The sequence below is a fragment of the Yersinia sp. 2541 StPb PI genome (assembly GCF_052217145.1).
Classification (GTDB): domain Bacteria; phylum Pseudomonadota; class Gammaproteobacteria; order Enterobacterales; family Enterobacteriaceae; genus Yersinia; species Yersinia enterocolitica_E.
This window is the reverse complement of sequence record NZ_JAZGQB010000001.1, coordinates 3,583,855-3,606,672: the sequence shown is the minus strand read 5'-3', so window position 1 is coordinate 3,606,672 and position 22,818 is coordinate 3,583,855. Positions and strand designations below refer to the sequence as shown.

Below are 22,818 nucleotides of genomic sequence, written 5' to 3'. Positions count from 1 at the left end.
ATTGCCATCAGACTGTATGAGCACCCGACCAGAAAGGTACCTATGAAATTATTTCTAAAGGCTATTCTTGGATCACCCACCGCAGCGACTCCCCCTTGGCATGATACTGCACCTGTAAGGGATGAGCTATTCAGTGTGGAGCGATTGGAACAGCATGCTGAGAGCCTTGCCAAAGCGCAGTCGATAACTACCCACCCACCACGGGTATCTACTCTGCATGCCCGCCTGAATGATAATGCCAATACGCTGCTGGCAGCATATCGGGCCAGTGCCGCAGAACTGGAAAAGGGCCGCGCAGTAGTCCCTGCGGCTGAGTGGCTGTTGGATAATTATCATCTGGTTGAAGAGCAGATCCGCGAGATCCGTGATGATTTGCCGCCGGGTTATTACCGTCAATTGCCGAAGCTGGCCGACGGCCCCTTCGCTGGCTATCCACGGGTATTTGGCATTACCTGGGCTTTTGTGGCGCACACTGACAGCCATCTGGACCCGGATGTATTATGCCGTTTTATTATGGCGTATCAGCGTGTTCAACCGCTGACTATTGGTGAACTCTGGGCGGTGGCGATTACGCTGCGTATTGTGCTGATAGAGAATTTACGCCGTCTGGCTGATCAGATAACTCAAGGTCGTAAAGATCGGGCAGATGCTGAGGCGCTGGCGAATCGCTTATTGGACGCCGGCGATAGCCGATTGGCTCTGGAGTCTGATATTACGGTGCGATCCAGTGAGCCTTTATCTGAGCAATTTGCATCTCAATTGGCAAAGCGGTTACGTGATCAAGACCCACGCACCACGCCAGCATTGGGCTGGCTGGAAGATCGCCTTCAATTACAAGGGCTATCGATTAGTGAAGTTGTACAACGAGCTCAACTACGGCAGGGGTCATCTAACGTTTCGGTCCGAAATGTTATTACCAGTATGCGGTTGATCTCGGATATTGACTGGGCTGATCTGTTTGAGAGTGTAAGCCTGGTCGATGAATGCTTACGCCAGGGCAGCACCTTCGCCAGTATGGATTTTCAAACCCGCAATTTGTACCGCAGTGCCATCGAACAATTATGCCGAGGTTCCACCTTCACTGAACTGGAAATTGCCGCTCTTGCCCTGCAAGTCGCACAGACTACAGCTGAGGCCGCAGAACCAGAGAATGTCGAACGCTGCCGTGACCCAGGCTATCACTTGATTGGGGCGGGAAGGCGTGAATTAGAGAATCAACTCAGATTCAGTCCTTCAATACGTTTGTGGTTTAGCCGCTTGAGCGTCAGCTTTGGTGTTGGCGGTTTTATGGCGGCCATTTTCCTGGTCACTGCCGGATTACTGGCATTGGTGCTGTGGGCGCTCTCTTTCCCCGGACTGGCGACGGGCTGGCTGGTATTATTTACCTTAATCGCATTTATCCCTGCGACAGATGTGGCAACTGCCCTGGTAAACCGCGTTATCACCTGGAGCTTTGGTGCCACGATTTTACCGGGATTGGAGCTAACCAGTGGCGTACCGGATGGATTGCGTACCTTGGTGGTGGTGCCCACGTTGCTCACCAGTAAAAGCGATTTATTGGAGCAAATCGAGCAGCTAGAAGTCCATCATTTATCGGGGGCTACAGGTTCTCTTACCTTTGCTCTGTTGTTGGATGGGGTTGATGCAGACCAGCAAGTCATACCGAGTGATGGCCCACTACTGCTATTAGCCGATGAGGCTATTGCACGGCTTAATCAACGATATGGCCCCGGTCCTGCCGGGCCGCGCTTTCTGCTGTTGTACCGTCAGCGAAGGTTTAATGAAAGTGAAAACCGTTGGATGGGCTGGGAGCGTAAACGGGGCAAGTTGCATGAACTTAACCGCCTGTTACGGGGGGCGACGGACACCTCATTTATTGCCACCGCCGCCGGTGAACCACAGGTGCCAACCGATGTGCGTTATGTCATTACGCTGGATGCCGATACCCGACTGCCGCGCGATGCTGCCCTGCGCTTGATTGGCAAAATGGCGCATCCGCTGAACCAACCACGCTTTAGTGCAGACCAGCAGCGGGTCATCGATGGTTATGGCATCCTTCAGCCGCGTGTGACGCTGGCATTGCCGATGGGCAAAGGTGGATCGTTATACCAACGGGTATTTTCTGGTCCTGGGGGGATGGACCCTTACGCTGCCGCAGTTTCAGATGTTTATCAGGATATGTTTGGCGAAGGCTCTTATACCGGCAAAGGTATTTATGATGTTGATGCGTTTGAAGCCTCGCTGGCCGGCAGGGTGCCAGAAAATGCCTTACTCAGCCATGATCTGTTTGAGGGGATTTTTGCCCGTGCCGGATTGGCTTCGGATATTGAAGTGGTGGAAGAGTCACCCGCCCGCTATGACGTAATTACCAAGCGTCAGCATCGCTGGACGCGGGGTGACTGGCAATTATTGCGTTGGGTGGTCAGGAACGACAAAGACAGCAAAAATGTTCCATTGCTGGGCCGTTGGAAAATGGTGGATAACTTGCGCCGCTCACTGGTTGCTCCCTTTGCGCTAATGTTGCTGGGTTGCAGTTGGATGCTACCCATGCCTGCTGCGTGGGTTGGGGTGCTGGTAGTCATCTTGCTGATCGCGTTCCCCTCTTTTCTACCCATTTTGTTCTCATTATGGCCGGCTCAGAATACTCGGCTGAGTAACCATTTACGTTCTTTACTCGATGATACTAAACGAGCAGGCAGTCAGACGTTGTTGTCATTGATTTTCCTGGCTGACCACGCCTGGCAGATGGTTGATGCTATTGGCCGCACGCTAATTCGCCTATTTATTACCCATCGTAATTTACTGGAGTGGACCACCGCCGCACAATCTGCCGGTAAACCCCACCCCGGTGTCGCCGGTTTTTATCGCCATATGGCGGGTGGAACGCTATTAGGTTTGCTGATGGCCGCCATTGCATTGATGGTTTCGCCCTTGGCCTGGCCACTGATTTTACCCTTTGCCATTATATGGTTTTTCGCTCCGGCCATCGCGTTGTGGGTCAGTCGCTCCCATCAGGTAGCACAACATAAACCGATAACGGCGGAAGATATCCCCGAGTTGCGTCTGACCGCCCGGCGCACTTGGCGCTTCTTTGAAACCTTTGTTACGCCTGATGAAAACATGCTGCCGCCTGATAACTTTCAGGAAGATCCAAAACCTGTGGTGGCACACCGCACTTCACCGACCAATATGGGATTGTATTTACTCTCGACTGTGGCTGCTCGCGATTTTGGTTGGGCGGGTACCTATCGCACCTTGATGCGGCTGGAAGCAACCTTTGAAACCTTTCATAAACTGGCGCGTTTCCGCGGGCATTTCTTTAACTGGTATGGCACGCAGGATCTACGGGCGCTGGAACCGGCTTATGTTTCTTCGGTCGACAGTGGCAACCTAGCCGGGCATTTGATTGTGCTGGCCAATACCTGTGAAGAGTGGGCGGCAGAACCGCTGGCGACTAACGGCGCTAAGGGGTTGATGGATAACCTGTTGTTGGCCGAGATATCCTTTAACGCGTTACCCGCGGGTGATGCTGATTTTAAACGTAAGCTGTGGGCAGTTTTAGAACAAATCCGTATGGATTTAAAGGGAGTCGGTGACACTGAAATGTTACCGCTGTCGTTAAAACCGTTATTGGTCAAAGCCTCAGCGATGGTGCATGGTGTCGCACGCTCTATTGATGATAATGCATTTATTGATTTGAGTTATTGGATTGAAGTACTGATTTTGGCGGCCGCTGAACATGAATATGACCAGCAACTCACGCAGGAGATGCAGGAGCAAGTTAATGATCGGTTGTTGAAATTGGCTGCTGAATCCCGCCATATGGCGCTGGCGATGGATTTTGCTTTCCTGCTTGATCCCGAGCGTAAATTATTATCCATCGGTTATTCGTTGGTGGATAACAGCCTTGATCCGAGTTGCTACGATTTACTGGCCTCAGAGGCTCGCCTTGCCAGTCTATTTGCTATCGCCAAAGGCGATGTACCGACCCGTCATTGGTTCCGTCTGGGGCGAGCGGCGACCCCGATTGGTAAAGGGGCTGCGCTGATTTCATGGTCTGGCTCGATGTTCGAATACCTGATGCCCTCACTGGTGATGCGCGCGCCGGCGGGCAGCTTGCTGGAACAAACGAATCAACTGGTGGTTGAACGGCAACAGGCTTATGGCCGCAGCTTGAATATCCCGTGGGGCATTTCTGAGTCGGCGTACAGTGCACGTGATATCGAGTTTACTTATCAATATTCTAACTTTGGTGTCCCTGGGTTGGGGTTAAAACGTGGTTTATCAGAAAATACCGTAATCGCGCCTTATGCTACCGGGCTGGCAGCTATGATTGATCCACACGGTGCGCTGCAAAACTATGAAAAACTGGCGGAGATGGGTGCGTTAGGCCGCTATGGTTACTATGAAGCACTGGATTTCACCCGCTCGCGCTTACCGGAACATCAGCAGGTGGTAATTGTACGCAACTATATGGCGCACCATCAGGGAATGACCATTGTTGCTATTGCCAATACCTTACAGCAAGGACGGATGCGCAACCGTTTTCACCATGAGCCAATGATTCAGGCTTGCGAATTACTGTTGCAGGAGCGGATGCCTCGCAATGTGGCGATTGCTTATCCTCGGACCGAGGAGGTGTTGCTTTCAGCGGTGGCAGACAGTGCATTACCAACCATTCGCCGCTTGTCCTCACCGGTTATTGGAGCACCCGTGACTCACCTGTTATCCAATGGCCGTTATGCTGTGATGCTGACCAGCGCGGGGGCTGGCTACAGCCGATGGCTGGATGTCGCGGTCACTCGCTGGCGGGAAGATACTACTTGTGATGATTACGGCTCCTTTATTTTCCTGCGTGATTTGCGCAGTGGCCGCAGTTGGTCTGCCGGGGCGCAACTGGCCGCCAGTGATAATTCCCATCGTGAGGTGATTTTCAGTGAGGATCATGCCGAATTTATCTGCCGCGACGGTACGCTGACCAGCACCATGGATGTGCTTATCTCCAGTGAAGATGATGGTGAAGTACGGCGGATCTCGTTACTTAACACGGGTCGCCGTGCGCGGGAGATTGAACTGACCTCTTATGCTGAAGTGGTACTCACTGCGGCCGCAGCAGACAGTGCGCATCCGGCATTCGCCAAAATGTTTGTGGTTACTGAATATCTGGCGGAATTGGGTGCATTAATTGCGACGCGGCGGCCCAGAACAGCACAAGAACCGCAAGTCTGGGCGGCGCATTTCTTGGTTGCTGATGGCCTGCCGATGAGTGAGCTGCAATATGAATCGGATCGGGCCAAGTTTATTGGTCGCGGTAACCGGGTTATTAGCTCGGCTGCCATGCAAGTGGGAGTGGCACTGTCAAATACCGTGGGTACAGTGCTGGATCCGATATTCTCACTGCGCCAGAGCTTGCTGGTACCGGCGGGCAAGACGGTTACGGTTTCCTTCTGGACACTGATTGCTTCATCGAAAGAAGCTTTGCTGGATATGGTGGATAAACACCGGGACCGCAGTGCGTATGATCGTGCTAAAACATTGGCTTGGACCCAGGCTCAGGTGCAGTTACGCCATTTGGAGATTAAAGCTGAGGAGGCGGCAGATTTTCAGCAACTGGCCGCGCCTATTTTGTATGCCGATGCCCGCTTCCGTTCGCCATCGACAACTATCATACGTGGTGCAGGGGCCCAATCAGCATTATGGACTCAATCCATATCGGGTGATTTGCCGATAGTTCTGCTGCGTATTGATGATATCGAAGACATTGATCAGGTGCGGCAATTACTGCGCGCACATGAATACTGGCGCATGAAACGTTTGGCGGTTGATCTGGTTATCATCAATGAACGGGCGTCTTCTTATGTACAAGATTTGCAAATCGCTATAGAAACCGCAGTGCGCAGTAGCCAGTCACGGCCACACTTGGGTGATCAGCTACGACAAGGTTCGGCCTATGCCTTGCGTGCTGATCTGATGAGTGCAGAGACTCGATCGCTACTCCGTTCGGTTGCTCGGGTGGTGTTATCAGCCCGTTATGGCACATTGGGTAATCAACTCAACCATCTGTTATTCACTCTGGACAAGAAAATTGTTCCTTCAGATAAAAAGCTGTTCGCATCGGATAAAAAGTTATTCACATCAGATAAGCGCCTGTTAGCACAGGATAAAAAGTTATTAACAGCAGATAAGAAAGTCAGTTTCTCACTGGTCAAACCGGTTAACTTGCCGACGGCAACCTTATTACCCTTACCTGAAAATCTGGAGTTCTTTAATGGTCTGGGAGGGTTTGGCTTGCAAGGGCAGGAATATATAACTTGCCTGAATGATGGGGAAAATACCCCCGCGCCCTGGGTGAATGTGATTTCCAATCAGACCTTCGGTTTTCAGGTTTCGGCTACCGGTAGTGGCTATACCTGGGCTGAAAATAGCCGAGAAAACCAGATAACGCCGTGGCTCAATGATCCCGTTATCGATTCGTCTGGCGAATGCCTGTATCTGCGCGATGAAGACTCTGGGCTGCTCTGGAGTCCTACGGCACAGCCGATCCGCGATGGTGGCACCTATATCGCTCGCCACGGTCATGGCTATAGTCGGTTTGAGCATCAGGCTAATGGTATTGGCATGACGCTGCTGCAATTTGTGCCGCTGGCGGATCCTATCAAGATATCCCGTCTGACATTGCGCAATATGTCGGATAAACCACGGCGTATCTCGGTGACCGCCTATGCCGAATGGGTACTGGCGACTTCTCGCGGGGCTACCGGGCCATTTATTATTACCGAAATGGATGAACCAACCGGTGCCATGTTGGCGCGAAATCCCTGGAGCACCGCCTTCCCCGGCAGAGTTTCCTTCGCTGACTTAAATGGACAGCAAACTAGCTGGACCGCCGATCGTAGCGAGTTCCTCGGACATTATCGAGACAGCTCTGCACCGTTAGCCCTATCGGCAATAATACCGCTTTCCGGTACGACCGGTGCCGGGTTTGATCCCTGTAGTGCGCTGCAACAAACGATTGAACTGGCGGTGGGTGAACAGGTCGAGGTGGTGTGGTTTATCGGCCAGTGTGCTTCAGTGAGTGAGGCACAAGCTTTAATTACCCGTTACCGTACGGCAAATCTGGATGCGGTGTTGAGTGACGTCACCGATTACTGGCGTACCTTGCTGAAGGCTATCCAAGTGAAAACGCCGGATCGGCAGATGGATATCATGCTCAACGGCTGGCTGCTTTATCAAACGCTGGCATGCCGTGTTTGGGCAAGGTCGGCATTTTATCAGGCCAGTGGCGCTTATGGTTTCCGCGATCAATTACAAGACGGCATGGCGCTAACCTTTGTTCAACCGGATACGACGCGACATCACCTATTGCGCGCCGCCGGGCGACAATTTATCGAAGGTGATGTACAGCACTGGTGGTTGCCTCACTCCGGGCAGGGGGTGCGAACTCGCATCTCTGATGACCGGGTTTGGCTCTCTTTTGCCACCGCCACGTATATTCTTGCAAGCGGTGATAGCGGTGTGCTGGATGAAACAGTACCGTACCTCGAAGGGCCGATATTGCACCCAGGCGAACACGATGCTTTCTTCCAGCCACTGGTGGCACAGGAAAGCGCCTCACTGTTTGAACATTGTGCCAAAGGGTTGGATCAATGCATTGAATTGACCGGAGAGCTTGGTTTACCGCTGATGGGGACCGGTGACTGGAATGATGGCATGAATCGAGTCGGTGAAGGGGGAAAAGGGGAGAGTGTTTGGTTGGGTTGGTTGCTGGTGGCAACGCTGAAAATGCTCATTCCGTTAGCGAGCGAGCGTGACCCTCGACGGGCCAGGCAGTGGCAGGAACATCTCAGTGGTTTAATCGAGGCATTAGAGCGGGAAGCATGGGATGGCGACTGGTATCGCCGTGCAACCTTTGATAATGGCAGTTGGCTGGGATCTAAAGCGTGCAACGAGTGCCGTATTGACTCTATTGCCCAGTCGTGGGCGGTGCTATCGGGGGCCGCCGACCCACTACGAGCCGTACAAGCAATGGCTTCACTGGAACAACATCTTATTCGTCCCGATGATGGGATGGCACTGCTATTCACTCCGCCTTTTGACAAAACGCCAGATGATCCTGGTTATATCAAAGGCTATCCGCCTGGTTTACGGGAAAACGGGGGGCAATATAGCCATGCTGCCATGTGGGTGATTTTAGCCTTTGCTGAATTAGGTGAGGGGGATAAGGCCCGCAACCTGTTTGCATTGCTCAATCCGATAAATCATGGCAATACCCCTGCGGGGATTGCGCGTTACAAAGTCGAACCCTATGTGGTCGCAGCCGATGTCTATTCAGTCGCACCTCATGTTGGGCGCGGTGGCTGGACGTGGTATACCGGTTCTGCGGGCTGGATGCAGCGCGCGGGTATGGAAGGTATTCTGGGGATCCGGCGTGAAGGCGGGGAACTGGTGATTAATCCTTGCATACCCGCCAGTTGGCCGGGATTTGAGGCGACGGTTAATCTGGCTAACACGCGCTATGTTATTCGTGTTGAAAGTCCGGCCCAGCGCTGTCAGGGGATTAGTTCGGCGACATTGAATGGTTTGGCACTCGCCTATCAATCCGACGGGGTACGAGTTGCTCTGGATGGTGGCGAATACGAACTGATTATTATTTTATAACCAATATCGATTCAGTCGGGGTAGTCAATTAGCACTATCTTGACTGAACAAAATAAAAACTGAAAAATATGTTGAATTATCATGCAACTGCCCCAATATTATACACTTGTCACTAAGGAGGTTGCGCATGGGAATTAGCGAAGAAGAGAGTATCCGCCGTCTGACTGATGAGAAAAGCTCTATTGGTCATTCGGCTAAATGGGTGGCAATCATTTCTGCCATCTATTTCATTATAATGCTGTTTTATCAGCATGAGTTAGGTGTGTTAACACTGGCGGGCGGGATTTTTGTTGTATCGTTTTCCATTTGGATGAAGAAACGCCAAAAAGTGAAATCTTACAAAAACCAACTGCAACAGATGGGCGACGATAAAGCAGTTTAACGCAGGCCACCATCTGATGAACCGTTAGTCCGATGTTCCGGCTTTTATTTTTCGTTTGCAGTGATGCAAGCGCTATCTGCTTATTGTCTTTCGCCTTGTAGTCGCCTGTTTATCCCTATGGTTTTCTTGCCAGTGATTTGGACATATTAAATCCTGTTACTACAAATGCCATTTGCTCATACAATCTTTTCGCTTGTGGATTATCCGCAGCGACCCGCAGTTTTATCTCAAATATGCCCTGAGCGACCAGTATATTTTCTAATTCCTGTAAACACGCAGAACCATAGCCTTTACGCTGATGTTGCGGCAGAACATAGAAATCTTTAATAAAAGCTGCGCTATCATTGTTAGCCTGGCCGTACCATAAATAGCCCACCAGTGCATTATTATCGCTCTCGCCATCCTTATTTTCGATGCAATACAGACGGTCACCGGGAGTATTAACACCCTCTGGTAAGTAACCATCAAAAATTTGCGTTGCATGATCCAATGCTTGCTCGATGCTATAACCACTATTGGATGATAAATCTTGCGCATACTCACTAATAAAGAGATTCCGATAGTCGTTTAGCTCTTCGGTATGCATTGCTCTGAGTGTGACCATAATATTCCCTTGGTATTTGAAGTGCTAAGGGGGTTAGCGGCGCTCTCACCCCTGAATAAGCTTATGGAGATGCGTTTACTTGCGGTCTGCCTACAACTCCAATAGCTTTGTGTATATAGTAGATTTAGTTTGAGATAAACATAGTAATGTTTTGTAGGAAATAGGATACATAAATTAAATCAGAAGGTTAAACCATAAAAGGGGATGTAATGACCATGCAGAATAGCCATAAAGATGCCGTTGAGCGGCAATTTGGCGATCAAGCCAATGCTTATCTGACCAGTGCGGTTCACGCTCAAGGTAAAGATTTACAGCGTCTGGCTACACTATTGCAATCTGATGGCGATGCCCGTTTACTTGACCTTGGATGTGGTGCCGGACATGCCAGTTTTACCGCTGCGGCAGTGGTGAAATCTGTAGTTTCTTATGATCTTTCAGCGCAAATGTTGCAAGTGGTCAGTCAGGCGGCAACAGATAAAGAACTGACTAATATTGAAGTACAGCAAGGATTAGCAGAGTCATTGCCGTTTAATGATCAGAGTTTTGATATTGTTATCAGCCGTTATTCTGCCCATCATTGGCATGATGTCGGCCAAGCGTTACGAGAAGTTAAACGTGTATTACGCCCCGGCGGAAAGATAATCTTTATGGATGTAGTTTCCCCCGGTCATCCGGTGCTGGATATCTATTTACAGACCGTGGAGGTGTTACGTGATACCTCACATGTGCGAAATTACTCTCCCGGCGAATGGCTGGCACTAGTGACCGATGCCGGGTTAGTGATAAATGAAGTCACCTCCGATAGACTCTATTTGGAGTTCAGTAGTTGGATTGCCAGAATGCGTACTCCACAGCATTTTGCTATCGCGATCCGTGAGTTACAAAAATCAGCATCTGATGGTGTAATCAAGCATTATGAGATCCAAACTGATGGTTCATTTACCAGTGATATTATGATGATTGTAGCAAAGCGTGACTGATACCCGTCACCTTTCAAGCCGCCTGCATCTTGCAATATATAGGGTCTACCAGCAGGCGGCGGTGTTAATGCATCGACGATTTCCCATAAATATTTGTGATTTATTTTTCTAATGACACAAATTAATTTATTTTCTCCTTATTACTCTCACAATGATTGAGCTTCTTTACATTGCATTACGTCACCTTGCGTTAGTCCGCCCATAATTAACCTCAGCAAGACGTTACATATAACCCGTCAGTTGGAGCATATTATGAAACTATTACCTGTTATCATCGCTGCACTTATTACTACCACCTCATTCGCCACTCTGGCCGCGCAAGAAATTAGCTCAGAACAAGCCACTAAATTGCAAAGTATGGGGGTGATTTCTCTTTCTAATGTTAGCGGTTCACCCATGGATGTGGAATCAGCATTGAATACCAAAGCGAGCGCTGATGGTGCCAGCCACTATCGGGTCATTGGTATCAGTAACCCTGGTGATTCCAGCCATTACAACGCCAGTGCCGAGATTTATCGTTAATGTTCTAAGCCTAAGTTAGTGTGAGTGAAATATTTAGATACTATATTGATATGGCAATATTTTTTTAATCAGACTCTAAAAATAGGTTAACAATAATGGGTCATTGTTAACCTAAGACTGTACATTTCATTATTACCCATCGGTACTATCAATTTATCTGCTAAAAATAATTAACTCTTAGAGCAATCTTAATGCGCTCTTAATAAATATAAGGTGTTATTGTGGTCCATTCGGGTTTCCGAGGAGAGGCTATGCTAAACACTGTCCGGCGTAATTTTAAAAGTCAGTTTTCCTATTTACAGCGCTTTATTGCCTCACCACGTACCGTTGGTACGTTAGCTCCTTCTTCGCCTTGGTTATGTCAGGCGATGTTGAATCAGGTAGATTGGACCCAAAACCTTAATATTGCTGAATTAGGGGCTGCTGATGGTGTGCTGACAAAGCGTATTTTGTCACATATGTCAGCAAAGTCTCACTTACAGGCCTACGAGATTCAGCCACACTTTGTTCATGCATTACACCAGATTAAAGATTTACGTTTGCAGGTAGCTGATCGTTCAGCCGAACAGTTGGATCAGAATTACGATGTGGTATTTTGTTGTTTGCCATTACTCTCGATCCCAACCAAAATCAGTATTAGAATATTGCAGCAAACTCAGCAGCGCTTACGCGCTAACAGCGGAGTGTTAGTCTTATTTCAATACAGCCACCTTTCCGAGCCACTGTTATCTCGTTATTTCACGTGGAAAAAGATACGCGTGGTACGTAATTTCCCTCCTGCATTGGTGTATATTTGTCAGCCCCGTTAATGGTCTAACCTTGATAGTCACCTCATATTACCTGTGCAATAGCCTCTGGTTTGCCAGAGGATTATCAGGTAAAAAGCCCAATCGTATTGATCAAATACACGCTTGAGTGTGACTTTCAGCGACTTTTCGCTCTCATCCAAATGCCTTCCCAATTCAATTGAGCTGATAGATAAGTAGGTTGTACTGGCAGGTTTACGTTTCGATCAGTTTGATGCTTTCGCCGGTAAAGGGCGGCCTTTCGTCATCAATCCCGATAGCTCTGATAGTCAATTGGTCCCTCGTACCGGTGTGGTCTATAAGCTGACACCGAAAGTTTCTCTTTATGACGCTTACAGTGGATCCTTCAAACCTAATTTGTCTATTGCCAACCAGATTGATTGCCACCGCAGCAGGGGTAATCTTGGGCGGTTGGCAGTAAAGTAGAATGGCTAATGGTGTATCGTTAATTTTACGATGCTGTAAAGTTTGCACTACCTTTAATTATCGGTATGATTCGCATCTACAGTGTAGAGCTGAGTGTTAATACTATTTAGCTGGTCGACAATAGTGGCCAGTTTTTTGATGCCGAGAATTTATCCTCAGAAGTTGATGCGAAAGGACTTTCAAGTAATGACACAGACTATCTTCATGGTAGGCGCGCGCGGTGCGGGTAAGACAACGGTAGGGAAGGCGTTGGCACAGGCGTTGGGATATCGTTTTATAGATACTGATCTGTTTATGCGGCAAACCTCACAGTTGAGTGTTGCTGAAGTGGTTGCTCGCGAAGGCTGGGAGGGTTTCCGCCAGCGGGAAAGTATGGCTCTACAGGCTGTCACTGCGCCTAAAACTGTTGTTGCAACCGGTGGCGGTGCGGTGCTCGCTCTTGAGAATCGTACTTTTATGCGTAAGCATGGGCAGGTTATCTATTTACGCGCATCAGCGAATGTGTTGGCTGAACGATTAGCCGAAGCCCCGGAAGATGCCCAGCGACCAAGTCTTACAGGTAAACCGATCGTAGAGGAAATGCAGGATGTGCTGGCTAGCCGGGAAGCTTTGTATCAAGAGGTTGCCCACTATGTGCTGGATGCGACTCAAGCGCCGCAAGATGTTGTTGAACAAATTTTGCAGCTTCTGACTGATGAAACCGTAAAGTAGCTGGGAAAGTAAGCGTAATTTATCCGATGAATAATTAGCCCACCTGATTGCCTGATAATTATACGAAGCGTACAATTATCACCTACGTAATCATTTCAGCGTAAATCGTTTGCGTTGATAAATGCCCCTTAAGGCAAGGCCGATCAAGGCGGGCCGATGAAAACCTTCAAATCCTTTATTCACCAACACACCAATTTTATGCCAGCGTTCTGGTCAATATTGATTGTGATTTTTGAAACCTCGCTGGCGCTGTACATCTTACGCAACCTCTAATACCACTCTTATTTCGATAAATGAACCTTCACGACAACTGTGAAGGTGTTTGCTATGGCTAATTTTCAACCATATGGCAGCTATTTACCGGCCCCAATAGGGCTATTTGCCGCTAAATTGTACGCTTTATCCACAACTTCGGGAGTGAATCCGGCGATGATCCCATTTCGCCATAATAATCAGTGACAGAGCGTTTATAGAAACCCTAATATGAAAGCTCAATCTTGATTAAGACGCGGGTACAAAACTATGCTGAAATTTAATGAGTATTTTACCGGGAAAGTGAAATCTATTGGTTTTGACAGTGACAGCATTGGGCAAGCTAGCGTTGGGGTGATGGAAAAGGGAGAGTACACCTTCAGTACGGCTAAAGCGGAAGAAATGACGGTGATCACCGGCTGCTTAAAAGTACTGATTCCTGGTTCGGCTGGCTGGGAAGTGTTTAAGCCAGGTGAAACCTTCTACATTCCAGGGGAAAGTGAGTTTAACCTGCAAGTTGCTGAAGCATCTTCGTATCTGTGTAAATATTTGAGCTAAAGAATTCAGATACTCGCCCTCTCATCGCGAAAGGGCGATATCAGCTTAAGCTGTGTTATGCACCTAAGTTAGTGCTGAGCCTCGCCACCCAAGGCTTCAATCAGATTTTTAATTAAGGCGGCCAGTTCACTGGTCATCAGAATAAAATCGGCATCGAAGCGCTGCGCAAAATCATCCCGATCAATATCATCATTCTGTTCACGCAGCGTGTCAGCGAATTTCAGACGCTTAAGTGAGCCATCATCGGACAGAACCAATTGAACGCGTTCCTGCCAATCCAGTGCCAGTTTAGTGACCAGCTTGCCCGCTTCAATATGTACTGCGATTTCATCACTGAATAGATCCTGCTTCTTGCAACGGATCACGCCGCCGTCTTCCAGAATGGCTTTCAACTCAGCTTCATCCATCAGCGCAAATCCGGCGGGCAATTCTTTACTACGCACCCACTCGGTTAACGTCAGCTCGATAGGGTTTTCTAAGGTCAGTGGTACCACCGGCAAGGAACCCAGACTTTTACGCAACAATGCCAAGGTGTCTTCAGCCCGTTTAGCGCTGGCAGCATCAACCATAATCAGATCGTTGACGGTATCAATCCACAAAAAGGTTTGGTTAAAGCGACTGAATGCGCGTGGCAATAAACTGTGCAAAACTTCATCTTTTAATGCGTCTTTTTCAGTTTTTTTCAGTTTACGATGCTGTTCACCTTCCAGGCGCTCAATTTTGGCTTGCAACTCTTGCTTAATCACTGGTGATGGCAAGATTTTCTCTTCTTTGCGGGCACAAATGACAATCTGGCCATTAACCGTATGGGTTAATGCATCGCTATGCGACCCCATCGGTGATACCCAGCCCGTTTTTGCCATATCCTGACTGCCACACGGCGTGAAACTGAGGGCGCTTAACTGTTTCTCCATTTCATCCGCAGATAGTGAAACTTCCCGGCTCAAACGGTAAACCATTAAATTCTTAAACCACAACATAGTGTTATCCCTGGCTCGGGCGCGCCTGGAGCGCGCGAGTTAATCAAACGCAGGGCGGCATGATAACGAATTGACGCCTCGGCCCCTAGTAAAAAGAATAAGAAAAAAACAGAGCCAACCGCTCATCGGCTGAGCGCTATTTTAATCCACAGGGATTCAAACACGACAGAATGCAAAATAGCGGGCGACAAAGATTGTGTCACTGGGGTGTATTGTCCAAACTGAAAGAAGAAGATTTTTATTGTCGTCACGTTTTTGGCAAGCAGGGCCTTATTTTTTGATAAAATCGGTTATCACCAACAATGAATTTTCCTGTCAATGAGGTAAAGCGCTATGCGCATTGGTATAGATCTGGGTGGCACCAAAATAGAGGTCATCGCATTGGCCAACGACGGGCAGGAGTTATTTCGTAAACGGGTTGATACACCCCGCCACGATTATCAAAATACCTTGCAGGCGATTGCAACGTTAGTTGCAGATGCGGAGCAGGCGACGGGCCAGCAGGGGAGTGTGGGGGTGGGTATCCCAGGGACTCTCTCTCCGTTTACAGGCAAAGTAAAAAATGCCAATTCAGTGTGGCTGAATGGTCAGATGGTAGATAAGGATTTATCAGAACTACTCTCCCGCCCAGTGCGATTGGCAAATGATGCTAACTGTTTGGCGGTATCAGAGGCTACCGATGGTGCGGGGGCGGGGAAACATCTGGTATTTGCGGCCATTATTGGTACCGGCTGTGGCTCTGGTATTGCTATTGATGGCCGGGTACATGCTGGCGGCAATGGTATTGCGGGTGAATGGGGCCATAACCCTTTACCGTGGCAAAATGATGAAGAGCGGCAATATCAACAGGAAGTAGCCTGCTATTGTGGTAAAAAAGGGTGTATTGAGACTTTTGTCTCCGGCACCGGCTTTGCGACAGATTATTTTCGTATGAGTGGCAAGCAGCTTAAAGGCCACGAAATTATCGCCTTAGTAGCACAAGGGGATGCCATCGCAGAGCAAGCAATGAGTCATTATGAACAACGCTTTGCCAAGTCGTTAGCCCATGTCATTAATCTGTTTGACCCAGATGTGGTGGTATTAGGAGGTGGCATGAGCAATGTTGAGCGGCTATATGCAACCTTGCCCGCGCTAATCAGCCCATGGATATTTGGTGGTGAGTGCCAGACCCCGGTACGCAAAGCACTTCATGGCGATTCTAGTGGTGTGCGTGGGGCCGCTTGGTTGTGGCCTGCTATTACCCAGCATCCTTGACACTACAGCGTTGTTAGCGGCTCTCGCGCACCCGAATCACTTACTTGTGTAAGCTCATCGGGACTTACTCGTTTGCTGCCTAGCTGTAATGCCAATGCTTTTGGGTAATACTCTTTGTCCTTGACACGACAGCATTGTTAGCAGCTCTCGCGCACCCGAATCACTTACTTGTGTAAGCTCATCGGGACTTACTCGTTTGCTGCCTAGCTGTAATGCCAATGCTTTTGGGTAATACTCTTTGTCCTTGACACGACAGCATTGTTAGCAGCTCTCGCGCACCCGAATCACTTACTTGTGTAAGCTCATCGGGACTTACTCGTTTGCTGCCTAGCTGTAATGCCAATGCTTTTGGGTAATACTCTTTGTCCTTGACACGACAGCATTGTTAGCAGCTCTCGCGCACCCGAATCACTTACTTGTGTAAGCTCATCGGGACTTACTCGTTTGCTGCCTAGCTGTAATGCCAATGCTTTTGGGTAATACTCTTTGTCCTTGACACGACAGCGTTGTTAGCGGCTCTCGCGCACCCGAATCACTTACTTGTGTAAGCTCATCGGGACTTACTCGTTTGCTGCCTAGCTGTAATGCCAATGCTTTTGGGTAATACTTTTTGTCTTTGACACGACAGCGTTGTTAGCGGCTCTCGTGCACCCGAATTACTTACTTGTGTAAGCTCATCGGGATTAATGAGCCTCATCCTTGAGGCTCACCCTGCGGGCTAGCATAAATGCTGTTCAAATCGGTTCCCGACCGATTTGTAGCTCGTTTGCTGCTAATGACGCTGGTTAATATGCAGTTTTGCTATACCTACTTGACCTGGAAGATACTGTCTAAGCGGCTAACGCCCAGTCCGTTGACTTTCTTCACTTTAATCTGCACTGGAATCCGGTCTTTCATTGCTTCAACATGACTGATGACTCCAATGGTTTTGCCCGACGCATTCAGGCTATCCAGAGCATCCAGCGCAGTATCCAGTGTTTCAGCATCGAGCGTACCAAAGCCTTCATCAAGAAACAGAGAGTCAATGCTGGTTTTATGGCTGACCAGATCCGACAGCGCCAGAGCAAGCGCCAAACTGACTAAAAAGCTTTCGCCCCCAGATAAGGTGCGGGTATCTCGTATTGCATCCGCCTGCCAGGTATCCACAACTTGCAGCTCTAATGCATCGCTGGTTTTGCGTTGTAACAAATAGCGGCCATGTAAGCGGCTGAGCTGGTTGTTTGCCAGATAGACCAGATGATCGAGTGTCAGACCCTGAGCAAATTTGCGGAATTTATCACCCTCTTTGGAACCAATTAAATGATTGAGATAGCTCCAATCTTCATATTGCTGCTGACTGTGCTCAATTTGCTCAAACAGTGCATGCTGGTTACTACGGCGCGCTGTATCGCTTTCTAACTGATTGCGTAACTCGCCTTGCCGTAATGTATTGGCCTTTAGTTGCATCAACAATTGCTCTGATTGCTGTTGCAATACCACCAATTCAGATGCTTTATCGACACCCGCCGGACACTGCTGTAATAGTTGCTCCAGCGCTTCACCGGCATGTTGCTGGCGGATGTTGATTTGTTGTTGTCGCTCGCTCAATTGCTGTTTTAATTGCTGCAAACGTTGCCTTTCCTCTTCATCCAGCAGTGCGGCGTTTAAGGCGGCTTCGTCCTCGAACTCGCTGATCGCCAGTGCTTGCTGTAATTGAGCTTGAGCGGTGGCAGCGCGCTGCTGATTATGCTGATATTGTTGCTCTAAGCCCGCCAGCTCCCCCGTTAATCGGTTTAGCTGGGACTGAGTCTGTTGCAGGATTTCTGCCGCATTCTGTTGTATCAACTCAGCTTGCTGTTGTTGTTGGCGCAACACCTGACGAGCCTCAGTAGTACTGATATCACCAAACAGTGCCTGACGTTGCTGACTCTGTTGTTGTAATAGGGTTTCAGCCTGTTGGTGTTGTTGGGTGAGCGCCGATAACTGGTCAATGCACTCTTGTAAATGGCGACGCTCTTCTTCAATCCGCGTTTCCAGTGTTTTTTGCCCCAGAACCAACTGTTGTTGTTCTTGCTGATTCTGCTGCCAACGCTGGTGTTCCTCTTCCCGCAGAGTCAGCCAACTCTGCTGCTGGTCTGCTGCTGGTACTGATAATGATAAATCAGCCAAACTATTATTGAAGTCTTGGCGCATCTGAGCTAAATCATCTTGCTGGCGTTGATGCTGTAACTGCAGTTTCTGTTGGGCTTGCTGAGTATCTTGCTGGCGCTGAGTGATTAATGCCAGTTGTTGCAAGTGTTTTTGCTGCTGTTGTTCTGCTTGAGCCAGAGCATCTTTAGCTTGTTGGTATTGCTGGTTTAGTCGCTCATATTCAGCCAATTTCCGCTGGCAGTGTTGCTCTGATTGTTCCTGCTGTTCCAGCCAATCCATTAATGCTGCATGTTCATGTAATGCAAATGTCAACGCCAGAGGTTGCGCCAGCAGCTGCCAGCGCTGTTGATAATCGGCCAATTGCTGGCGGCTGTGCTGTAACTCTTGCTCTAGATGCTGCTGCTGTTGCTGCATACTGTTTTTTTGTGCGCTTAATTCTGAGCCTTCAGTGGCGAGTTGTTCAACCTGACGGCGCAGTTTCTCGAGGCGTTCGGCTGTTTCCGACGGTTTTACCGCCTGATACGCAGTGATAGCGGGGTGATCCAATGCGCCACATAGTGGGCAGGCATCTCCCGGTTGGAGTTTGGCTCTTTCCGCTTCCAGTCTGACTATCTGATTTTCGCGTTCCCACAAGGCTTCCAGATCAGCATGATGTTGTTTTTGATGTTTGTAGCGCTGACGTTTTTCTTCTAACTGCTGTTCAAGCTGTTTTAATTGCTGCTGTTGGCTGGTGAATTGTTGCTGTTGTTTATCGTGCTGTGCCTGAACTTGTTGTGCTAAAGGCGATAATGTGGCGAGTTGTTGCCGGGCCGGTCGCTGTTGCTGCAACTCGTCAAGTTGTTGGCGCAATTGTGTTGCGGGCTGTTGCTGCTCGAATGCTGCTAATTGCTGCTGGATGCTACCTGCTTGCGAGGCCGCGTGTACTAATACGGCCTGTTGCTGTTTATCCTGCTCATTTAATGTGGTCGCTTGCTGTTGCAAGCTGCTCAGTAATAAGGCTTGCTGCTGTAATTGCTGCTCGTTAGCCACTGACTGCTGGTGCTGTATGTGCAATTGGCGGAACTGTTCGCGCCATAACGGTAGGTACTTTACCCAGTGTTGATGGTGGGGATATTGCTGTGCATATTCAGCTAATTGTTGCAGGCGCTGATGCGTCTTTAGCAACTGCTGCTCATTTAACTCAAGTTGCTGTCTACCTTGTTGTTCTTTGCCGCGCAATTGCTGCAATTGAGTGGCAAATTGCGCTAATGAGTGCTGTTGTTGCGCGATAAGGTTATCCAGCGGTACCACTTTTTGCTCAATCAGTGTTTCTTGTTCATGCTGCTTGGCCGCCTGTTGTTGGCGTGCGGTATTGGCTTGTTCCAGAGCTTGAGCCAGGGGGGTTAGTTGGCTCTGAAGCTGTTGCTGCTGTTGGGTCAGCGCGGTGATACGCAGCTGTGTCTGTTGTGCATCCTGTTGGCTGAGTGAGCAGTCACGCAGTAAAGGGCGCAACTTCTCAGCCGGTTCACTACGGGCCAGCCGGTGTAATTCAGGTTGTGCCTGCTGATATTCTTGTTCAATAATTGTTTGCTGCTGCTGATATTCTTGTAGATTCTGTTGCTGTCTTTGCCAGCCGGTTAACCAGTTTATTTGGTTTTGACTCGCTGATTGTGCTGAAACAAGCTGCTTTTCTTGTTGGTGGAGATCATCGATTTGTTGCGTTAATGCCAAGCGCTGTTCTTCATTGAGCAGTTCAATACCACTGGCACGTTGATGTAAAGCATCCAGATTGGCCTTGGCCTGTTTATGTTGCTCAAAGACATATTCAGATAGCCGCCCGTAGATATCAGTCCCCGTTAGCTCTTCCAATAATTCGGCACGGTCATTGGCATCGGCATTGAGAAAAGCAGCAAACTGCCCTTGCGATAACATCATTGATTTAGTGAAACGGCCAAAATCCAGGCCGGTGATCGCTGCAACCATCTCCAACTTATCACGCACTTTATCGGCCAGGATTTTACCGCTGTCGCATAGCGCCAACTCAACTTTAGGGGCTTGCAGATTGCCTTCCGGGCTGTTTTTTGCCCGCCGCTGGCTCCAGAATGCACGATAGCAGATGCCTTTTACTTCAAACTCAACTTCGGCTAGTGACTCCGCTGTGTGGCGTGTCATTAGCTCATTTTGGCTGGGCGTGACAGTCAAACGTGGTGTTTGGTGGTATAGCGCAAGGCATATGGCATCCAGCAGTGTGGTTTTGCCTGCGCCTGTCGGGCCAGTGATAGCGAATAAACCGTTGCTGGCAAAAGGTTCGGCGGTGAAATCTATCTTCCACTCCCCTTGCAGAGAATTAATGTTTTTTAGACGTAAGCTTAAAATCCTCATGCAGGCTGCTCCTGTGCGGCATCTTTATCTTGCGTGATGTCATCAACCACCTGATTGAACATTTGACGCATCCGCTGTTGGCGCGGCTCGGCTAAGTCTGGCTCCAGCGCCAGCCTGCGTTCAAACACATCGGTAACACTCAGCTCATTGAGTGTCTCTTTTTCCTGCCGCTCGATACTGTTGTTACGTTGTTCTTTACTGCGACGTAACAATACAATTTCAACCGGTAGCTCTGTGGTCAGAGCCTGAATACGGCGTTGGATATCAGTAAGATAGTCTTGGGTGGCAACTTCTATATCTAGCCATACGGGTAAGCCTTGATGCTCAGAGAATTGAGCCAGTTGCTGCTCTATTTGCGCTAAATCCCCTTTAATTAATTGCATTGGCTGAAATTGTGGGATGAAGAGAGGGGTAACTGATGCCAGTGCCTGTTGGTGGAATTCCACCAGATAGACGCTCTTCTCCTTGCTCAATTCATCAAAACTGAGAGCAATGGGGGAGCCGCTATAACGGATATGTTCAGTTTTAGCCACTTGCTGGGCGCGATGAATATGGCCTAAAGCAATGTAATCTGCTGGTGGAAATGCCTGCGCGGGGAAAGCATCCAATGTACCAATATAGATATCGCGAACCGAGTCTGTCGTGGTGACGCCAACGGTAGTCAGGTGCCCGGTGGCAATAATGGGCAGTAGCAAACCCAGTTCGGTACGCAATTCAACCGCCCGCTGATACAGTGCCTGGTAGTGGCCCGCGATCGCTTCTTGTAAAGCCAGTTGTTTTTGCCCTCCAGATTCACCCGCCTGACTGGTGACTAAGTCCCTTGGCCGTAAAAACGGGATCGCACACAGCAGAGCCGCAGGTTGATGTTGGCGGTCTTTTAGAATAATGATTTGTTGATCGAGATTGCTGTTGGCGCACGAAATAACGGTGGTATTGAGATAAGAGAGCAAACCCCGTGATTCATTCAGTGTTGACACAGAATCGTGATTACCCCCCAATACCACTAACTGACAGCCAGTGGGTTGGAGCTCAACCACGAAACGGTTATATAGCTCACGGGCGTAACTGGGCGGGGAGCCAGTATCAAAGATATCACCTGCTACAATTAGCGCATCTACCTGATTTTCTTCGATCTGATTAATGAGCCAGTGCAGAAATGCCTGATGCTCAGCAGCGCGGCTTTTAGTGAAGAAATGCTGGCCTAAATGCCAATCAGAGGTATGAATAATGCGCATAAATCTCCCGCACGGCAGGTTATCAGTCAAAGATAATGGCGCTGATTATAAACGCTGCCCGCCGGATGTCGCGGCTAAAAAAAGGCTAGGAGGAAAATCTCCGAGACGTCTCGCAAACTTGACTGCTGTGTTTTGCAATTATCATGAAATTTATCACTATGCTTATTGCTAGTAGAAGCGTGATGTTTTTCATAAAAATGTCACAAAACTGACGCATAATGGCTCCCGAAATCAAATAGTGACCACTAACATACTGGCAGGGTTGATGATGGCAAGACGCATACTTGTGGTGGAAGATGAAGCGCCAATCCGTGAGATGGTGTGCTTTGTGTTGGAACAGAATGGTTACCAACCATTAGAAGCCGAAGATTATGACAGCGCAGTAACTCGTCTGTCGGAGCCTTTCCCTGATTTAGTGTTGTTGGACTGGATGTTACCTGGCGGCTCGGGTATTCAGTTCATTAAACATATGAAACGTGAAGCGTTGACCAGAGATATTCCGGTGATGATGCTGACGGCCCGTGGCGAAGAAGAGGATAGGGTGCGCGGTTTGGAAGTGGGCGCAGATGACTATATTACCAAGCCGTTTTCGCCGAAGGAGCTGGTTGCGCGTATTAAAGCAGTGATGCGCCGAATATCGCCGATGGCTGTTGAGGAAGTTATTGAAATGCAAGGGCTAAGCCTTGATCCTTCCTCACATCGGGTTATGGCCAATGAGCAAGCGCTGGATATGGGGCCGACCGAGTTTAAGTTATTGCACTTCTTTATGACCCACCCGGAGCGCGTTTACAGCCGTGAACAGTTGCTTAATTATGTTTGGGGCACTAACGTTTATGTAGAAGATCGTACGGTTGACGTGCATATTCGTCGGCTACGCAAGGCGCTTGAAATTGATGGTCATGACAGAATGGTACAAACTGTCCGGGGAACTGGATACCGTTTCTCAACGCGCTACTGAG

At 48.9% G+C, this 22,818-nt stretch carries 14 protein-coding genes and 1 pseudogene; 11 read left to right on the top strand and 4 right to left on the bottom strand.

The genetic code is table 11. From position 1 onward, the window contains the following. The first annotated feature begins 42 nt into the window (after positions 1-42). Together V1953_RS16255 and V1953_RS16250 are read left to right on the top strand one after the other, a co-directional pair. The gene (locus tag V1953_RS16255; RefSeq protein WP_442851125.1) at positions 43-8,658 is read left to right on the top strand and encodes a GH36-type glycosyl hydrolase domain-containing protein; all 8,616 of its coding nucleotides are present in this window, start codon (positions 43-45) and stop codon (positions 8,656-8,658) included. Positions 8,659-8,785: 127 nt separating this feature from the next. After that, entirely contained in the window at positions 8,786-9,040 is a 255-nt protein-coding gene (locus tag V1953_RS16250) for a hypothetical protein (protein WP_083160103.1), read from the top strand. Between the two features lie 115 nt (positions 9,041-9,155). Here V1953_RS16250 and V1953_RS16245 read toward each other — a convergent pair whose 3' ends face one another. Beyond that, a complete protein-coding gene (locus tag V1953_RS16245) occupies positions 9,156-9,644 on the bottom strand; it encodes a GNAT family N-acetyltransferase (protein ID WP_083160102.1) in 489 nt (162 codons plus the stop codon). Between the two features lie 209 nt (positions 9,645-9,853). Between V1953_RS16245 and V1953_RS16240 the strand changes: the two genes are divergently transcribed. From V1953_RS16240 to ppnP, 7 genes and pseudogenes are all read left to right on the top strand, one after another. Next, a complete protein-coding gene (locus V1953_RS16240) occupies positions 9,854-10,624 on the top strand; it encodes a class I SAM-dependent methyltransferase (RefSeq protein ID WP_372558166.1) in 771 nt (256 codons plus the stop codon). A 252-nt stretch (positions 10,625-10,876) separates the two neighbouring features. Next, the gene (locus tag V1953_RS16235; RefSeq protein WP_083160099.1) at positions 10,877-11,146 is read left to right on the top strand and encodes a YdgH/BhsA/McbA-like domain containing protein; all 270 of its coding nucleotides are present in this window, start codon (positions 10,877-10,879) and stop codon (positions 11,144-11,146) included. 251 nt (positions 11,147-11,397) lie between these two features. Further along, a complete protein-coding gene (locus V1953_RS16230) occupies positions 11,398-11,955 on the top strand; it encodes a class I SAM-dependent methyltransferase (RefSeq protein WP_083160097.1) in 558 nt (185 codons plus the stop codon). A gap of 177 nt (positions 11,956-12,132) precedes the next feature. Further along, positions 12,133-12,333, top strand: a pseudogene (locus V1953_RS16225) (TonB-dependent receptor domain-containing protein); the annotation flags it as partial. 231 nt (positions 12,334-12,564) lie between these two features. Beyond that, on the top strand, positions 12,565-13,089 hold the full coding sequence (gene aroL / locus V1953_RS16220; RefSeq protein ID WP_083160095.1) for a shikimate kinase AroL: 525 nt from the start codon (positions 12,565-12,567) through the stop codon (positions 13,087-13,089). A 327-nt stretch (positions 13,090-13,416) separates the two neighbouring features. Continuing rightward, complete coding sequence (locus V1953_RS16215) at positions 13,417-13,548, top strand: hypothetical protein (RefSeq protein WP_265331634.1); 132 nt, start codon at positions 13,417-13,419, stop codon at positions 13,546-13,548. A 63-nt stretch (positions 13,549-13,611) separates the two neighbouring features. Then, entirely contained in the window at positions 13,612-13,899 is a 288-nt protein-coding gene (gene ppnP, locus V1953_RS16210) for a pyrimidine/purine nucleoside phosphorylase (protein ID WP_005189270.1), read from the top strand. A 68-nt stretch (positions 13,900-13,967) separates the two neighbouring features. Here ppnP and rdgC read toward each other — a convergent pair whose 3' ends face one another. Next, the gene (gene rdgC, locus V1953_RS16205) at positions 13,968-14,879 is read right to left on the bottom strand and encodes a recombination-associated protein RdgC (protein ID WP_083160093.1); all 912 of its coding nucleotides are present in this window, start codon (positions 14,877-14,879) and stop codon (positions 13,968-13,970) included. Between the two features lie 333 nt (positions 14,880-15,212). Between rdgC and mak the strand changes: the two genes are divergently transcribed. Continuing rightward, complete coding sequence (gene mak / locus V1953_RS16200) at positions 15,213-16,133, top strand: fructokinase (protein ID WP_372568755.1); 921 nt, start codon at positions 15,213-15,215, stop codon at positions 16,131-16,133. 807 nt (positions 16,134-16,940) lie between these two features. Here the strand turns inward: mak and V1953_RS16195 are convergent. Both V1953_RS16195 and sbcD read right to left on the bottom strand, forming a co-directional pair. Next, positions 16,941-20,624, bottom strand: a complete 3,684-nt coding sequence (locus V1953_RS16195; RefSeq protein ID WP_442851124.1) for an AAA family ATPase — start codon at positions 20,622-20,624, stop codon at positions 16,941-16,943. Then, positions 20,621-21,859, bottom strand: coding sequence for an exonuclease subunit SbcD (sbcD, locus tag V1953_RS16190; RefSeq protein WP_083160087.1), 1,239 nt, complete (start codon positions 21,857-21,859; stop codon positions 20,621-20,623). Before sbcD ends, V1953_RS16195 begins: the two co-directional genes overlap by 4 nt. 268 nt (positions 21,860-22,127) lie before the next feature. On the opposite strand from sbcD, the gene phoB reads away from it, so the two are divergent. Beyond that, on the top strand, positions 22,128-22,817 hold the full coding sequence (phoB, locus tag V1953_RS16185; RefSeq protein WP_025377384.1) for a phosphate response regulator transcription factor PhoB: 690 nt from the start codon (positions 22,128-22,130) through the stop codon (positions 22,815-22,817). Position 22,818 lies beyond the last annotated feature (1 nt).

Bases quoted from the DNA above. Each gene is read 5' to 3' on its own strand.
- V1953_RS16255 (WP_442851125.1), top strand. From the start codon at position 43: ATGAAATTATTTCTAAAGGCTATTCTTGGATCACCCACCGCAGCGACT.
- V1953_RS16250 (WP_083160103.1), top strand. From the start codon at position 8,786: ATGGGAATTAGCGAAGAAGAGAGTATCCGCCGTCTGACTGATGAGAAA.
- V1953_RS16245 (WP_083160102.1), bottom strand. From the start codon at position 9,644: ATGGTCACACTCAGAGCAATGCATACCGAAGAGCTAAACGACTATCGG.
- V1953_RS16240 (WP_372558166.1), top strand. From the start codon at position 9,854: ATGACCATGCAGAATAGCCATAAAGATGCCGTTGAGCGGCAATTTGGC.
- V1953_RS16235 (WP_083160099.1), top strand. From the start codon at position 10,877: ATGAAACTATTACCTGTTATCATCGCTGCACTTATTACTACCACCTCA.
- V1953_RS16230 (WP_083160097.1), top strand. From the start codon at position 11,398: ATGCTAAACACTGTCCGGCGTAATTTTAAAAGTCAGTTTTCCTATTTA.
- aroL (WP_083160095.1), top strand. From the start codon at position 12,565: ATGACACAGACTATCTTCATGGTAGGCGCGCGCGGTGCGGGTAAGACA.
- V1953_RS16215 (WP_265331634.1), top strand. From the start codon at position 13,417: ATGGCTAATTTTCAACCATATGGCAGCTATTTACCGGCCCCAATAGGG.
- ppnP (WP_005189270.1), top strand. From the start codon at position 13,612: ATGCTGAAATTTAATGAGTATTTTACCGGGAAAGTGAAATCTATTGGT.
- rdgC (WP_083160093.1), bottom strand. From the start codon at position 14,879: ATGTTGTGGTTTAAGAATTTAATGGTTTACCGTTTGAGCCGGGAAGTT.
- mak (WP_372568755.1), top strand. From the start codon at position 15,213: ATGCGCATTGGTATAGATCTGGGTGGCACCAAAATAGAGGTCATCGCA.
- V1953_RS16195 (WP_442851124.1), bottom strand. From the start codon at position 20,624: ATGAGGATTTTAAGCTTACGTCTAAAAAACATTAATTCTCTGCAAGGG.
- sbcD (WP_083160087.1), bottom strand. From the start codon at position 21,859: ATGCGCATTATTCATACCTCTGATTGGCATTTAGGCCAGCATTTCTTC.
- phoB (WP_025377384.1), top strand. From the start codon at position 22,128: ATGGCAAGACGCATACTTGTGGTGGAAGATGAAGCGCCAATCCGTGAG.